Origin of the sequence: Octadecabacter sp. SW4, assembly GCF_008065155.1 — a bacterium.
Classification (GTDB): domain Bacteria; phylum Pseudomonadota; class Alphaproteobacteria; order Rhodobacterales; family Rhodobacteraceae; genus SW4.
On record NZ_CP042819.1, the window covers coordinates 2,760,881 to 2,775,046 of the forward strand.

At 59.5% G+C, this 14,166-nt stretch carries 15 protein-coding genes; 6 read left to right on the forward strand and 9 right to left on the reverse strand.

All coding sequences use genetic code 11. The features are described 5' to 3' along the window. Nucleotides 1–30: 30 nt before the first annotated feature. From FTO60_RS13665 to FTO60_RS13680, 4 genes are all read left to right on the forward strand, one after another. Nucleotides 31–999 (forward strand): ABC transporter permease, encoded by a 969-nt coding sequence (locus tag FTO60_RS13665; RefSeq protein WP_148056479.1) that lies wholly within the window; start codon nt 31–33, stop codon nt 997–999. Further along, nucleotides 983–1,786 carry a purine-nucleoside phosphorylase gene (locus FTO60_RS13670; protein ID WP_148056480.1) on the forward strand — a complete coding sequence of 268 codons (804 nt, stop codon included), beginning with the start codon at nt 983–985 and terminating at the stop codon, nt 1,784–1,786. The genes FTO60_RS13665 and FTO60_RS13670 overlap by 17 nt, the downstream gene beginning before the upstream one ends. A 141-nt stretch (nt 1,787–1,927) precedes the next feature. Further along, nucleotides 1,928–2,845, forward strand: coding sequence for a sulfite exporter TauE/SafE family protein (locus FTO60_RS13675; RefSeq protein ID WP_148056481.1), 918 nt, complete (start codon nt 1,928–1,930; stop codon nt 2,843–2,845). Next, nucleotides 2,842–3,597 carry a TIGR02186 family protein gene (locus FTO60_RS13680; protein WP_148056482.1) on the forward strand — a complete coding sequence of 252 codons (756 nt, stop codon included), beginning with the start codon at nt 2,842–2,844 and terminating at the stop codon, nt 3,595–3,597. Before FTO60_RS13675 ends, FTO60_RS13680 begins: the two co-directional genes overlap by 4 nt. Here FTO60_RS13680 and FTO60_RS13685 read toward each other — a convergent pair. The 7 genes from FTO60_RS13685 to FTO60_RS13715 form a co-directional block, all read right to left on the reverse strand. After that, nucleotides 3,594–4,307, reverse strand: a complete 714-nt coding sequence (locus FTO60_RS13685) for an SDR family oxidoreductase (protein ID WP_148056483.1) — start codon at nt 4,305–4,307, stop codon at nt 3,594–3,596. The genes FTO60_RS13680 and FTO60_RS13685 overlap by 4 nt on opposite strands. Next, a complete protein-coding gene (locus FTO60_RS13690; protein ID WP_148056484.1) occupies nt 4,304–5,836 on the reverse strand; it encodes an ATP-dependent RecD-like DNA helicase in 1,533 nt (510 codons plus the stop codon). Before FTO60_RS13690 ends, FTO60_RS13685 begins: the two co-directional genes overlap by 4 nt. 39 nt (nt 5,837–5,875) lie before the next feature. Beyond that, nucleotides 5,876–6,511 (reverse strand): acyl-homoserine-lactone synthase, encoded by a 636-nt coding sequence (locus FTO60_RS13695; protein ID WP_148056485.1) that lies wholly within the window; start codon nt 6,509–6,511, stop codon nt 5,876–5,878. A gap of 81 nt (nt 6,512–6,592) precedes the next feature. Next, nucleotides 6,593–7,381 carry a LuxR family transcriptional regulator gene (locus FTO60_RS13700; protein ID WP_254696814.1) on the reverse strand — a complete coding sequence of 263 codons (789 nt, stop codon included), beginning with the start codon at nt 7,379–7,381 and terminating at the stop codon, nt 6,593–6,595. After that, nucleotides 7,323–7,538 carry a hypothetical protein gene (locus FTO60_RS13705; RefSeq protein WP_148056486.1) on the reverse strand — a complete coding sequence of 72 codons (216 nt, stop codon included), beginning with the start codon at nt 7,536–7,538 and terminating at the stop codon, nt 7,323–7,325. Before FTO60_RS13705 ends, FTO60_RS13700 begins: the two co-directional genes overlap by 59 nt. A 192-nt stretch (nt 7,539–7,730) precedes the next feature. After that, entirely contained in the window at nt 7,731–9,020 is a 1,290-nt protein-coding gene (gene ccrA / locus FTO60_RS13710) for a crotonyl-CoA carboxylase/reductase (protein WP_148057167.1), read from the reverse strand. A 131-nt stretch (nt 9,021–9,151) separates the two neighbouring features. Continuing rightward, nucleotides 9,152–10,537: a 1-acyl-sn-glycerol-3-phosphate acyltransferase gene (locus FTO60_RS13715; protein WP_148056487.1), complete on the reverse strand. Its 1,386-nt coding sequence runs from the start codon at nt 10,535–10,537 to the stop codon at nt 9,152–9,154. Nucleotides 10,538–10,673: 136 nt separating this feature from the next. On the opposite strand from FTO60_RS13715, the gene FTO60_RS13720 reads away from it, so the two are divergent. Both FTO60_RS13720 and FTO60_RS13725 read left to right on the forward strand, forming a co-directional pair. Next, nucleotides 10,674–12,641 (forward strand): protein meaA, encoded by a 1,968-nt coding sequence (locus tag FTO60_RS13720; protein ID WP_148056488.1) that lies wholly within the window; start codon nt 10,674–10,676, stop codon nt 12,639–12,641. Between the two features lie 108 nt (nt 12,642–12,749). Further along, complete coding sequence (locus FTO60_RS13725) at nt 12,750–13,079, forward strand: H-NS family nucleoid-associated regulatory protein (RefSeq protein WP_148056489.1); 330 nt, start codon at nt 12,750–12,752, stop codon at nt 13,077–13,079. A 5-nt stretch (nt 13,080–13,084) separates the two neighbouring features. Here FTO60_RS13725 and FTO60_RS13730 read toward each other — a convergent pair whose 3' ends face one another. Both FTO60_RS13730 and FTO60_RS13735 read right to left on the reverse strand, forming a co-directional pair. Beyond that, on the reverse strand, nt 13,085–13,585 hold the full coding sequence (locus tag FTO60_RS13730) for a DUF4329 domain-containing protein (protein WP_254696954.1): 501 nt from the start codon (nt 13,583–13,585) through the stop codon (nt 13,085–13,087). A 13-nt stretch (nt 13,586–13,598) separates the two neighbouring features. Continuing rightward, nucleotides 13,599–14,144 (reverse strand): DUF4329 domain-containing protein, encoded by a 546-nt coding sequence (locus tag FTO60_RS13735; RefSeq protein WP_148056491.1) that lies wholly within the window; start codon nt 14,142–14,144, stop codon nt 13,599–13,601. Nucleotides 14,145–14,166: the final 22 nt, after the last annotated feature.

Genomic DNA, 14,166 nt, shown 5'->3' on the forward strand with positions numbered 1-14,166 from the left:
GAAGCCGCAAGCAAAGATGGGGGATAACACGTGGATCTTTTGTTCAATATCCAGGTCTGGGATTCGACCATCCGCCTTGCCACGCCGCTGCTGCTGGCCTGCCTTGCGGGCTTGTTTTCCGAACGGTCCGGCATTTTTGACATCGGCCTTGAGGGCAAGATGCTGGCGGCCGCTTTTTTGTCTGCCGCCGTGGCCTATACCAGTGGCAACGCCTGGATCGGTCTGCTTGCGGGAATCGGCGCATCTATGGCACTGGCTGCACTGCATGGCATGGCCTCGATCACCTTTCGCGGCAACCAGCTTATTTCCGGTGTTGCCATCAACTTTCTGGCGGCTGGCCTGACAGTGGTCGTCGCGCAAAGCTGGTTTTCCCAAGGGGGGCGCACCCCCCAGCTTGCCGGTGGCGCGCGGTTTGAACCGATCGAATTGCCCTTTGCCGCAGCCCTGGCAGACGTGCCAATGGTTGGCCCTGTCTACGCCGACCTGATTTCAGGCCAGACGATCCTTGTTTATATTGCCCTGCTTTGCGTCCCTGCCACGTGGTGGTTGCTTTATCGCACCCGTTTCGGGCTGCGTCTGCGCGCCGTGGGCGAAAACCCCGCCGCGGTCGATACTGCAGGCGTTTCAGTTGTCGGGCTGCGATATGCCGCCGTGATGATTTGTGGTGTCCTGTGCGGTATTGCCGGTGCATACCTTGCCACGGCCTTGCAGGCCGGTTTCACCAAGGACATGACCGCAGGACGCGGTTATATCGCGCTGGCCGCGCTGATCTTTGCCAAATGGCGGCCCTGGTATGCACTGTCTGCGACAATCCTGTTTGGCTATTTGCAGGCAATTGCCCTGCGCCCCGATCTGATCGAGAAAACCTTTGGTTTCGATATCCAGGGTCAACTGCTTGACGCCCTGCCCTTTATCATGACCGTCGTGATCTTGGCCGGTTTCGTCGGCAAGGCCATTCCACCGCGCGCAGGCGGCGAACCATATGTCAAAGAGCGCTGACCTTGCCGCCCTGATCCGCGCCCGCGCGGGTGATGCACCGGTGCAGGTCGGGCTGATCCTTGGGTCCGGCCTTGGGCATCTGACCGGTGCGGTGGACGGCGTGGCAATCCCATATGGTGACCTTGACGGGTTTCCCCACGCAGGTGTCAGCGGGCACAACCCCAACCTTGTGATCGGCAATCTTGAGGGCGTGCGCGTGGCCGTCTTTGGCGGGCGGGCGCATTACTACGAAAGCGGGCGCGGCGATGCAATGCGCCTGCCGTTGGAGGTGCTGCACGACTTGGGCGCGGACACGCTGATTGCCACCAATGCCGCCGGATCCATGCGCCCTGATATGGTGACCGGTTCAATCATGTGCCTGTCTGATCACATCAACTTTTCCGGGTTGAATCCGTTGATCGGAGAACCGACCGATGCACGCTTTGTGCCAATGAAAGACGCCTATGATCCGGGCCTCCGCGCCGCCCTTCGCGCCGCCGCCACTGCTGAAAACACCGACATGGCCGACGGGATTTATGCGTGGTATTCCGGCCCGTCCTTTGAAACCCCTGCCGAAATTCGCGCAATCGCGATGTTGGGGGCAGACGCGGTGGGCATGTCCACCGTCCCCGAAGTGATCCTTGGGCGGTTCCTTGGCCTGCGCTGTGCCGCAATTTCCACCATCACCAATATGGCGGCGGGCATGAGTGACGAAAACATCAGCCACGACCACACCAAGGCGATGGCCCCGATCGGTGCCGCCAAGCTGGAAAAGGTGCTGCGCCGCTATTTGCGCGACCGCGAATAAATCCAGATCGGACCAAGGCATAGGTCCACAGGCCGAAAGCAGCCCTATTTTCCGGTATTTGACGCCTGCGGCATTTGACTTGCTGGCCAAAGCGGCGTTTTCTAGGTAAGCGGCCTTAGCCATCGCCGGACCCGGTAACCTATGCAAATTTACCTTCCCATTGCCGAAGTATCGGTCAACGCCTTCCTCCTGTTGGGGTTGGGCGGTATGGTCGGGATTTTGTCGGGCATGTTTGGCGTGGGCGGCGGCTTTCTGATGACGCCGCTGTTGTTCTTTATCGGCATCCCCCCGGCCGTGGCCGTTGCAACCGAAGCAAACCAGATCGTTGCATCGTCCTTTTCCGGTGTGCTGGCACATCTCAAACGCAAAACCGTTGATCTGCGAATGGGCACGGTGTTGCTGATAGGCGGGCTTGTCGGCGCGGCCCTTGGGGTTGTCGTGTTCAATTACCTCAGGTCGCTTGGCCAAGTCGATTTGCTGGTAAAATTAAGCTATGTGCTGTTTCTTGGCATCGTTGGCGGGCTGATGTTTCTGGAAAGCCTGCGCGCGATCCGGCGCAGCAAAAAGACGGGCGCGGCCCCGGTCCGGCGCAAGCACACATGGGTGCATTCGCTGCCGTTCAAGATGAAGTTCCGCGTGTCGGGGCTTTATATCTCGGTGATTCCGCCACTGATCGTCGGGGTTTTGGTGGGTATCCTTGCAGCGATCATGGGTGTCGGTGGCGGCTTTATCATGGTTCCCGCAATGATCTATTTGCTGGGCATGCCCACCAAGGTTGTTGTCGGCACCTCGCTGTTCCAGATCATTTTCGTCACCGCCTTCACCACCCTGCTGCACGCAACGACCAACTTTACCGTCGATATGGCACTGGCGGTACTGTTGCTGATCGGCGGCGTGATTGGCGCGCAGATCGGCACGCGCATCGGCACACGCATGAAAGCCGAACAGCTGCGTATCCTGCTGGCGATCATGGTGCTGGCGGTCTGCGGCAAGCTGGCGTTTGATCTGCTGGTCATGCCATCGGAGCTTTATTCCATTGGCGAAAGCGAGCATTCATGATCCGGCTTGTCGCCCTTTTGATTGTGCTTGCTCTGCCCGCCAAGGCCGAAGAAGTCGTGCTGGGTCTTAGCAAAGACGCCGTTGCAATCACGGCAACATTTGACGGCTCGGACATTTTGCTGTTTGGCGCGGTCAAACGCGAAAGCCCGATCGATCTGGCAAGCGACCTTGAGGTCATCATCACCATCGCCGGGCCGACTGTCCCTGTCACGGTCCGCCGCAAGGAACGCCGCCTGGGCATTTGGGTCAATACCGATGTCGTAGAAATTGACGCGGCCCCGTCTTTCTATGCCGTCGCGACCACTGCCCCCCTGCGCGAAATCCTGACCGACGTCGAAGACCTGCGCTACAAGATCAGCATCCCGCGCGCGATCCGGTCTGTCGGCGCGCCGATGGGCGTGACAGATTCCGAAAATTTTACGACCGCGTTGATCCGCATCCGCGCGGGCAACGACCTATATCAGGTCCGCGAAGGCATGGTCGACCTTGAAGAAAGCACGCTGTTCAGCGCCGCGTTCCGCCTGCCAGCCAACCTTACCGAGGGCGACTATAACGCCCAGATTTACCTGACCCGCAACGGGATCGTCGTTGACGAATATGAAACGGTGATTCCCGTCAAGAAAGTCGGGCTGGAACGCTGGCTCTTTAACCTCGCCCATGAAAAACCGCTGATCTACGGCCTGATGTCGCTTGCGATCGCCATCGCGGCGGGCTGGGGGGCCTCGGCGATCTTTACGGCACTGCGCCGCTAACCCCGCCCGATATAGGGCATCTTGGTCGCCATGATCGTCTGAAACTGCACGTTGGCCTCGGGCGACAATTGCGCCATGCGCAGCACTGCATCGGCCACCAGCCCCACATCCATCGTCGCCATTCCGGGCTGCGATTTTGCCAGCTCTGCCACCATATCCGTTCGGGCATTGCCAATGTCAATCTGGCCGCAGGCAATATCAAACGGACGGCCATCCAGCGAGAGCGTCTTGGTCAACCCCGTCACCCCGTGTTTCGTCGTGGTATAGGTCACCGAACCCTCGCGCGGGACATGGGCGCTGATTGATCCATTGTTGATGATCCGCCCCCCTTGCGGCGACTGGCGACGCATCTGGCCAAACGCCGCCCGCGCGCACAGAAACATGCCCGTCAGATTGACGGCCACCGCACGGGTCCAATCGGCAACGGGAATGTCATCAATCGGGGCGGCAGGCGTAAAAATACCGGCGTTATTGAACAACACATCAAGGCGGCCCGCCTTGGCCGCGAAGGTATCGAACGCCTGCGCAACCGCGCCCTCGTCCGTCACGTCGCAGGGCAGGACGACGGCGCCGTCGTGCCCCTGCGCGACCTCTTGCAGCAAAGCGGCGCGGCGCGCGATCAACCCCACACGCCAGCCCGCTGCCAGAAAGGCCTGCGCGCAGGCACGGCCAATCCCGCCGCTGGCACCCGTGATCATGATGCTTTTCATTCGGCGTCCCGTTCAAGTTCCAACGGCACCGGGTCAACGCGCAAATCTTCGGTGCCAAGCGTCCCGCTGGGCCGCGCAAGACGATTGCGAACGACCCAGCGCAACTGCGTTTCTGCTCGCGTGATCGCCACATAGGCGAGGCGTTTCCACAGCTGCGTGCCCGCCTCCATCCGGCCCATGCGGCTGGCGATCTGGATGTCGGGCGCAAAGACCTGCACGGTATCCCATTGCGAACCCTGCGCCTTGTGGATCGTCACCGCCGCACCGTGCAAGAACGTGGCCCCCATGCGGGCGGCAAAGGGGATGAAGGGTTCTTCGTCGCCCTCGTGTTCGATCTTGACGATGGACGCGGCACTGACCTGTGGATCTTCGGCCCCCATCACGTGCAGGCGCGAGAACCCCGGCTTGCGCCCCGGCCCCAGATAGATCACCTGCGCGCCTTTGATCAGGCCGCGCGCCTCAAGGTCCAGGCGTTTCTTGCGGTGCTTCATCGGCAGTTCGATCCCGTCGCAGATCAGCGGCTCGCCTTCCAGCAATTCATCCTCGGGCGCACCAAAGGCGGCCCGAAACGCATGGATCAGCTTGATCCGCGTGGCGTTGCGCCAGACCAGACAGGGCGAGCGCGCCATAAGATCACTTTCGACCCGCTGCGCCATCACAACGCGTTCGTCGCGGGCGGCGGCATCGGCGATCATCTGTTCGAACTGGTGAAATTCCAGCGCCGGATCGCCCAGCGCATGGGCCAGATCAAGGATCGGATTATCCGCATCCTGACGGTGAATACGGTTCAGGACCAGCTTGCGGTTGTCCGGCAGACTATCGAAAACCATCGCCCCGCCTTCACCTTTGACGGGGGGCAATTGTGCAGGGTCGCCAAACAACAGCAGGGTCGGGAAAATCTCGGTCAGATCCTCGAATTGTTTGGCGTCCAGCATCGAGCTTTCGTCAACCAGGCCGATATCCAAAGGCTCCTCGCGGCGCTTCCATCCGGTGATGAAATCACTGCCGCGCAGGCCCGCCGCCGCCAACGCCGCCGGCACCGATGTGTTCGCCTGGTAAGACGCCCAGGCACGATCCAGCGCCACATCTGTCAGCCCCTCGATCTCGGGGCGGTCGCCTTGACCGGCCAGCCATTCGGCGACCTTTTCAAATTCGGGGTCATAGACGGGGGTATACAGGATCCGGTGGATCGTCGTCGCAGGCACGCCGCGATTGCGCAAAACGCTGGCCGCCTTGTTCGTCGGCGCCAGAATGGCCAGCGTGCGGCGATCCTTGCGCCTGCGCCCTTCCCAATCGCCCGACACCACATCGACGCCTGCATCGCGCAGCGCCTTGAACAGTTCCGCCAGCAGCAGCGTCTTGCCCGAACCCGCCTTGCCAACCACGGCCATCACAGACGAGGCCGGATCACCCGCAGGCGGCATCAGCAAGTGGTCATCCAGATCGATTCCAGAGCCGCGCAGCGTTTCAGCAATGCTATCCCAGGCTTCGGCCTGATCGTGCGAAAATGTGAGTGCGGGCAGTGACATGGCGTGACCCTACAGCGCAGGCGCGGCGCGTGCCAGAGGTCACGCAGCCTGTTGCGATATCCGTGGTGAATGGCCAAAGGCGCGGGCAAACCAGTGTTCCGACAAGGCCGAGGAAATGCCTGCACGTTGCAAGACCCGCGCGCGTGCGGCGGGGGCATATTCCCAAAGGCCGACGCTGATTTTGTCGCGCCCCGCGCCGCTGCTGCCCAGCACGGTCGGCGAGGATCCGATCATGCGATAGATCCGCACCATGCGGGCGTCAAACACCCCGACAAAATGCGTCAAGGAGAACCCGCGCATCAGCTCCCCCCCTGCCAACATCAACGCGCCCGCGACCTGTGGTGCCGCACCGCGCGCCAGACAAAACCGGGTGCATTCCCAGATCAGCGGACTGGTGATATCTGTGCCTTGGGTCAGTTCATCAAAGTGGTCGCGCACCATCGTCTGACCCGTGGTTGGCAAGAACCGCATCGACCCGCCGTGCAACCCGTCGCGGCGCTGCCAGATGACGTAAAGCGGGTTCAGGGCGTCATATGCATCCCGTTCCCAGCCCTGTTCATCCACCTGCATTTCCCACCCCAGACGGTGTGCAAATTGGTCGGCGCGGTCACGAAACATCGACGCGCGCAGGGCCGGATAATCCTTCAGTTGGTCAGCATAAAGATAACGCAGCATCCTGTTCCCCTTTGCGACTTGCAACGGGGGCACGTTAGGATTGCCATGGTTAACGCAACGAAAACCGACCGTGACGGTGGTCTACTCGGCGGCTTCGCGCGGCGGAATCGTGCCTTTGCCGGGCCATGCGCCAGCGGCGGCGCGGGCTGATCCACCCACCACGATCATCCCTTCGGACATGGCGCGCGCAACCGCATGCGTCGTGTTGATTGCGCCCAGTTTGAAGCGCGCACTTTCGATATAGGCGCGCAGGGTATGTTCCGAGATCGACAGCATCTCCGCGACCTGCGCACGCGCATATCCCATCGCCAGAAAGGTCAAGGCGTCTACCTCGCGCGGGGACAACGGTTTGGTCGGTTCGGGCGCGCGGTGCTTTTCAAACTCAAGCGCCTTTTTGTTGAAATAATGCGCAATCAGGATCAGGTCGCGCTGATAATCCTGGGTAAAGCGCGCCCAGTCATCGTCACTGGCATTGGTCGATACAGAAAACAGTGCAAACTGCCCGTTCGGGCCGCGCACGGGCACCGAAAATCCCTGATTGCCGACGCCATGCGCAATCGCATCGCGCTGGAATGCCTGCGCCTGTTTTGATGACCAATCAAGCCGCTTCCATTCCACCGGATGAAACCGCTGGAAGCAGCCAAGGACCACAGGATCAACCCGCAGGTATTCGCGATCAAGGTAGTGCTGGATCCAGACCGGATCATAGGTGCCGCAGCCGTATTGTTCGCCATCGGCGCTGACCCAGTGATAGACGATGTGATCGACACCAAAAAGGTCGCGCAGGGCGAATGTCAGGCCCTGAACATCGTCAAGCCCGCGGGCCTGTTCCAGTCTCTCCAGAAAGTTGTCCAGCTTCAGCGCCGTCACCAACCACCGCAAGCGGTGTTCCCTTGGTCAACGGCGCGATTTCGGCCTGCGCAACACGCGCAGTCAGCACAAGTTGATCCGCCAACAGCGGCAGATCATTCTTTTGCGCAAAAGCTTGCAGGTCCGATAATACGTCGATGATCCACTTCTGTCCCATTGGCCAGTCTCCTCAAGAGAAGTTAATGATTGGTTAACAACCTATGGTAGCATTGCAGGATTAACGAAACATATCCACCAATTCGGACCCGCCATTTATGGGGAGGGGATGACGCGCCAACCTTTTGAAACAAAAAAGGGCGCGACCCCCATGCAGGTCGCACCCTTAGTTTTACCGAATCGACAGGTGCGCCTAGCGCGGACCGGCGTCCACCGCGTCTTCAAGCGTGCGCAAACCGGTTTTCGGAGACTGGACCAGCACGGCCATATTACCGGGTTTATGTTCGTTCTTGCGCATCTTGGTGTGGGCGGCGGGGATGTCATCCCAGCCAAACACCTCGGACATGCAGGGATCAAGGCGGCGCTCGATCATCAGGCGGTTTGCCGATGCGGCCTGCTTGAGATGGGCAAAGTGGCTGCCCTGAAGACGTTTCTGATGCATCCACATGTAACGCACATCAAACGTGCAGTTGAATCCCGAGGTGCCGGCACAGATCACGACCATGCCACCCTTTTTGCAGACCAGCGTAGACACGGGGAACGTGGCCTCGCCGGGGTGTTCGAACACCATATCGACGTTGTTGCCCTTGCCGGTGATTTCCCAGATCGCCTTGCCGAACTTGCGCGCCTCTTTCAGCCAGTCATTGTATTGCGGCGTGTTCACGGTCGGCAGTTGGCCCCAACAGTTGAAATCCTTGCGATTGATCACACCCTTGGCGCCAAGTCCCATGACAAACTCGCGCTTGTCCTCCTCGGAAATGACACCAATCGCATTGGCCCCTGCCGTGTTGATCAACTGGATCGCATATGATCCCAAACCACCGGACGCGCCCCAGACCAGCACGTTCTGGCCAGGCTTGAGGTCATGCGGTTCATGGCCAAACAGCATCCGGTAGGCCGTGGCGAGGGTCAGCGTATAACACGCGCTTTCTTCCCATGTCAGGTGCTTGGGACGGTGCATCAATTGCTGCGCTTGCACACATGTGAACTGCGCAAACGACCCATCCGGCGTTTCATAGCCCCAAATCCGCTGGCTTTCGGAAAACATCGGATCGCCACCGTTGCATTCCTCGTCGTCGCCATCGTCCTGATTGCAGTGAATGACCACCTCATCGCCAACCTTCCAGCGTTTGACCTTGTCACCCACGGCCCAGACAATGCCGGCCGCGTCGGACCCGGCGATGTGGTAATCGGCCTTGTGCACATCAAAGGGGCTGATCGGGATGCCAAGACCGGCCCAAACGCCATTGTAATTCACACCTGCAGCCATCACGAGAACAAGAACTTCGTGGCTGTCGGGTTGTTTCACATCGACCACTTCGACCTGAAACGCCTGATCAGGTTCACCGTGGCGTTCACGGCGGATCGTCCATGCATACATCTGCGCGGGAACATAACCCATTGGCGGCATTTCACCGACTTCATACAGGTCTTTTTCGGGCGCGGAATAGGTTGCGACTTCAGCGGTCTGATCAAGGGCCATCTTGGTCTCCATCGGTTTCGGGTCCTGTATTCAGGCGATGCGCGCTGCACCGCAGAATCGTTGCGTTCACCTATGCTTAGCAAGTCACTTCGCAAGATTGCAATCCCAAATGGCCACTTTTTGTAATTTTATTACTTTGCCGATGCAGAAATTTCGGGTATTTTTGCTGCGGGTGCATCAAAATGCGCCGCGATCGATGCGGCGTAATATTCCAGAACATCATGCGATTCAGCGGGAACCTGCAAATCGTCGCCGATAAGGCCGCGTTGACGCAACCGCGCCAGCCCATCCGCGATCACCTTATCCAACCCGCGCCTTGGCAAGGGCGCATCGGTGCTGGCAAGCGCGGCCAGATCGGCCTGCACCCTGGCACGTAAATCGTCAGCATCCGTCACGCCAGCCAGCAAGACCCGCGCCACCAGCGGCACAGGCAACACCGGCATCGCGCGGCGAATACGCGCCATCAACTCGTGGCCCACGGCCTCGGTCTGGTCGCCCTCGCGGTCTTGCATGAAATCGGCCAGCGCCAAGGGCTCTCCGAAACTGACCGACGCCGTGCCAAATTTGTCGAACCGGCCCGTGATCCGCTGCCAGAGATGCGACAGCACCGCGCGACAAACCGTGGACAAGGGCGGACGGAACCGGCGCACACCCGATTTGTCGGCGGCAATCAGGAAACGATCCTCAAGCACCCGATCATAGTTCAAGGCGACGGGGACAAAGATCACCTCGCGCCCGTCCGGTTTGAAATCCGACACGATATAGTTAAGCAACCCAAGGCGCGGTTCAGACACCGCACCGGTCAAACTTAGCCCGCCTTCGGGGAACACGGCCTGCGTCACCCCGCCCGCCGTTGCCATCTGCACATACCGCGCAAGCACCTTGCGATAAAGCGCACCGCGCGATTTGCGGCGGATGAAGTAGGCACCCATCATGCGAATGACAGCCGACAGCGGCCAGACCCGCGCCCATTCGCCCACCGCATAGGACAGGGCCGACGCCCGCGACACCAGATAGGTAACCAGCATGTAATCCATATTGCTGCGATGATTCATGACAAAGATGATCGCCGCATCAGGGTTCATCCCCTCAAGCTGTGCGCGGTCAAACACGCCTAACCGGATACGATAAAGCGACCGCGACAACCAGCGCGTCAGTCGCGTGCCAAAGGTAAAATAGGCCGTGGCGGAAAATGACGGTACGATTTCACGGGCATAGCTGCGCGCCTTTTCAAAGGCCACATTTTCGGGGATGCCTTCCTTGCGGGCGTATTCACCGATTTCCAGCACGACCTCGGCGTCATAGATCAACCGCTGGATCATGTCGTAACGGCGCGCCAGCTTGAAGGGTTCAATCGGGCGGGGCAGGCGCGCATTGACCTTGGCGATGACGCGTTCGGCACGGCGTCGGAAAAACCAGCGCACGGATGGGAACAGGAAATGCGACGCAAACGTCACCGCTGCAAACAGCACGATCAGGATCAAGAGCCATAACGGCAGTTGCACGGTTTGCGTCATGGCATGACCTTACAGTGTTCTGCGCTGCCGTAAATCCACCCATGCCGCAATGCAGCGAATTGACAAGGTCATAAAGTGTCGATTATCCATGACTTTGAGAAATAAAATTACCGAACCTGATTCAAGAGGCCGCCCGATGTCGCACCCGCAGAAAGATCGCCCCTGGCTGTTCCGCACCTATGCGGGCCATTCGACGGCAGCAGCCTCCAACGCGCTTTATCGTGGTAACCTTGCCAAAGGGCAAACCGGCCTGTCGGTGGCCTTCGATTTGCCGACGCAAACCGGTTACGACAGCGATCACGAACTTGCCAGGGGCGAGGTTGGCAAAGTTGGCGTGCCGGTCTGCCACCTGGGTGACATGCGCGCGCTTTTTGCTGACATTCCGCTTGATCAGATGAACACTTCAATGACGATCAACGCCACCGCCCCTTGGCTGCTCTCGCTCTATATCGCGGTGGCCGAAGAACAGGGCGCCGATACCGCCGCCCTGCAAGGCACCGTGCAGAACGATATCATCAAGGAATACCTGTCGCGCGGCACCTATATTTGCCCGCCAGAACCGTCCTTGCAGATGATCACCGACGTGGCGGCCTATACCCGCCAACACCTGCCCAAATGGAACCCGATGAACGTTTGCAGCTACCACCTGCAAGAAGCGGGCGCGACACCGGAACAGGAACTGGCCTTTGCGCTGGCCACGGCTACTGCCGTTCTGGACGACCTCAAGGGCAAGGTCGCGCCGGATGATTTCCCCGAAATGGTCGGACGGATCAGCTTTTTCGTCAACGCAGGTATCCGCTTCGTGACAGAGCTGTGCAAGATGCGCGCCTTTGTCGAACTGTGGGATGAAATCTGCCTGACCCGCTATGGTGTCCAAGACCCCAAATTCCGCCGCTTCCGCTACGGTGTGCAGGTCAACTCGCTTGGCCTCACCGAACAGCAGCCGGAAAACAACGTCTATCGTATCTTGCTGGAAACGCTGGCGGTGACCTTGTCGAAAAACGCCCGCGCCCGCGCCGTGCAATTGCCCGCATGGAACGAGGCCCTTGGGCTGCCCCGCCCCTGGGATCAACAATGGTCGCTGCGGATGCAACAAATCCTCGCCTATGAAACCGACCTGCTGGAATTCGGCGATCTGTTTGATGGCAGCCCCGTCGTCACCGCCAAGGTCGATACCCTCAAGGATGGCGCGCGCGCTGAACTGGCGCAGATCGATGCGATGGGCGGGGCCGTGGGCGCGATTGACTACATGAAATCCCGTCTTGTCGAAAGCAACGCCGCGCGTATCGCCGCCATTGAATCGGGCGAAACAACGGTTGTTGGCGTCAACAAATGGACGGCTGGCGAACCCTCGCCACTGACTGCTGGCGACGATGCGATCATGGTCGCCGACAAGAACGCCGAGGCCGATCAACTGGCCCGCCTTACCGCGTGGAAGGCCACGCGCGACGATGCCGCGGTGCGTACCGCCCTTGCCGATCTGCGCGCCACGGCCAAGGCTGGCGACAACGTCATGCCCCCCTCGATTGCCTGCGCCAGGGCTGGTGTCACGACCGGCGAATGGGCCGATGTGATCCGCGCCGTGCATGGCCAGTATCGCGGACCAACCGGCGTAAGCCACAACCCGTCCAACCGCACCGAAGGGCTGGACGATATCCGTGACCGCGTTGCAGCCGTCAGCCAGCGCCTTGGGCGGCGCCTGAAATTTCTCGTCGGGAAACCCGGCCTTGACGGGCATTCCAACGGGGCCGAACAAATCGCAGCACGTGCCCGCGATTGTGGCATGGATATATCCTACGAAGGCATCCGCCTGACCCCCGCTGAAATTGTCGCAGCCGCACAAAAGGACGACGCCCATGTGATCGGTCTGTCCATCCTGTCGGGTTCGCATATCCCGCTGATCGGCGAGGTCATCGCGCAGTTGGACGCAGCCGGTCTTGGCCATATTCCGATCGTCGCTGGCGGGATCATTCCCGAAGACGACGCTGCGCAATTGCGGGTAATGGGTGTCGCGCGGGTCTATACGCCAAAGGATTTCGAATTGAATAGCATCATGGATGATATCGTCACCCTGGCCGATCCCACCGAAGTGGCCGCGCAATAGATCAATTCGGCGGTGAATTGCGCTTTTGGTCAGGCCAGAAGGAATTGAATCGTCAAAGTCGAATTCACCCGTTATGACGCGTCCAATAACGATGTATTGGACAATATCATGAAAATCGACCTTACAAAAATGAACCGCAAAGAACTTGAAAAACTGGCGGGCGATGTCGACAAGGCAATCGGCCAAGTCGAAAAGCAGGAATTGAAAGCCGCCCGCGCCGCCGCTGAAAAAGCTGCACGCGCACACGGATTTTCCCTGGCACAGGTGACTGGCAGCACTCCGACTGCAAAGAAGACAAAAAAGGGCGGCATGAAATCCGCGCCGAAATACGCCAACCCCGCAAACAAGGACCAAACCTGGACAGGCAAGGGCCGCCAGCCCGATTGGTATAAATCGGCAATTGCCGCCGGAATGTCCGCCGACGATATGGCGATTTAAGCACGCTATTCCAACAAGGTAACAAGATCCTCATAGCGATAGCTGGGTGCGATCTTGCCCATATCGCCCGGGACAAAATTTACATCTGCGGGCAGGCACCCCAGCCCGCAGATTTGCGAGATCACCATATCACCCGTATCGAGATACCACAGCCGCCCGCCGGGCGTTGCAACGTAGCCGTCGATTCCTTCTTCCTCATCACCCTCGATATCATCGGTGCTGGGCACTTCGTTGTAATAATTGGGCGAATAGGCACCATGCGTGTGATACGACGCGGTAATGACATCAATATTGGCGGGGTCATCCGCAAGGCAACTTTCCGCGTCCCCGCGTGTCGGCGGCGAGGCCACCAATTCGCCCGCCCCGTCAAATCCGATATAGCCGCAATATTCTGCGTTTTCGGTGATCGAGCGCATCTGAACCCCGGCCAGCAGCTCCTGCGCAAAGGCCTGTTCAATCCCGTCCTGCGCTGCGACACCATGCGCAGCAAAACCCAGAATCGGCACGATCAACAGCCGCTTATTCGCCAAGTTTCTCAAGCAACTCGTCATAGGTATATGCCTTTTCAATAGTGCCGTTGATACCTTTGTAAAATAGCGTCGCACGTGGAAGGCAACCAATCCCGCAAACCATCCGCGTTTGATTGTCCTTGGAATCGACAAACCACAACCGCCCGCCCGGCGTGGCCACCCAACCGTTGATCCCCAGTGCGCGGTCGCCCTGCATATCCACATCACTTGGCACCTCGTTGAAGTAGCCGGTATCAAAAGTGCCATGTGTGTGAAAAGACGCGATCACGACCATGTCGCTGGGCCAGACCGGCAGACAGCTGGCTTGGGTGCCCGCCTCTGGTTCGGTCGCGCCAAGGCTGCCATCGGGGTAGCGCCCGATATAGCCGCAGTATTCACGCTCTTTGCGAAATGACACCGGCTGCAGGTCTTCGAGAACCCCCATGACGAAATCAATTTCTTCCCATGAAGGATCGACACCCGGCCGCGCCGTCACTGCAAAAGGCAGCACCGCGATACAGGTCGCAAGGCGCAGGGCGCGCATGAAATCAGCCATTGGTTTCTCTCACATCTCAAGA

Excerpts from the sequence above, each read along its gene's own strand:
- FTO60_RS13675 (WP_148056481.1), top strand. The coding sequence starts at position 1,928 with ATGCAAATTTACCTTCCCATTGCCGAAGTATCGGTCAACGCCTTCCTC.
- FTO60_RS13715 (WP_148056487.1), bottom strand. The coding sequence starts at position 10,537 with ATGACGCAAACCGTGCAACTGCCGTTATGGCTCTTGATCCTGATCGTG.
- FTO60_RS13680 (WP_148056482.1), top strand. The coding sequence starts at position 2,842 with ATGATCCGGCTTGTCGCCCTTTTGATTGTGCTTGCTCTGCCCGCCAAG.
- FTO60_RS13705 (WP_148056486.1), bottom strand. The coding sequence starts at position 7,538 with ATGGGACAGAAGTGGATCATCGACGTATTATCGGACCTGCAAGCTTTT.
- FTO60_RS13725 (WP_148056489.1), top strand. The coding sequence starts at position 12,750 with ATGAAAATCGACCTTACAAAAATGAACCGCAAAGAACTTGAAAAACTG.
- ccrA (WP_148057167.1), bottom strand. The coding sequence starts at position 9,020 with ATGGCCCTTGATCAGACCGCTGAAGTCGCAACCTATTCCGCGCCCGAA.
- FTO60_RS13695 (WP_148056485.1), bottom strand. The coding sequence starts at position 6,511 with ATGCTGCGTTATCTTTATGCTGACCAACTGAAGGATTATCCGGCCCTG.
- FTO60_RS13735 (WP_148056491.1), bottom strand. The coding sequence starts at position 14,144 with ATGGCTGATTTCATGCGCGCCCTGCGCCTTGCGACCTGTATCGCGGTG.
- FTO60_RS13670 (WP_148056480.1), top strand. The coding sequence starts at position 983 with ATGTCAAAGAGCGCTGACCTTGCCGCCCTGATCCGCGCCCGCGCGGGT.
- FTO60_RS13690 (WP_148056484.1), bottom strand. The coding sequence starts at position 5,836 with ATGTCACTGCCCGCACTCACATTTTCGCACGATCAGGCCGAAGCCTGG.
- FTO60_RS13720 (WP_148056488.1), top strand. The coding sequence starts at position 10,674 with ATGTCGCACCCGCAGAAAGATCGCCCCTGGCTGTTCCGCACCTATGCG.
- FTO60_RS13685 (WP_148056483.1), bottom strand. The coding sequence starts at position 4,307 with ATGAAAAGCATCATGATCACGGGTGCCAGCGGCGGGATTGGCCGTGCC.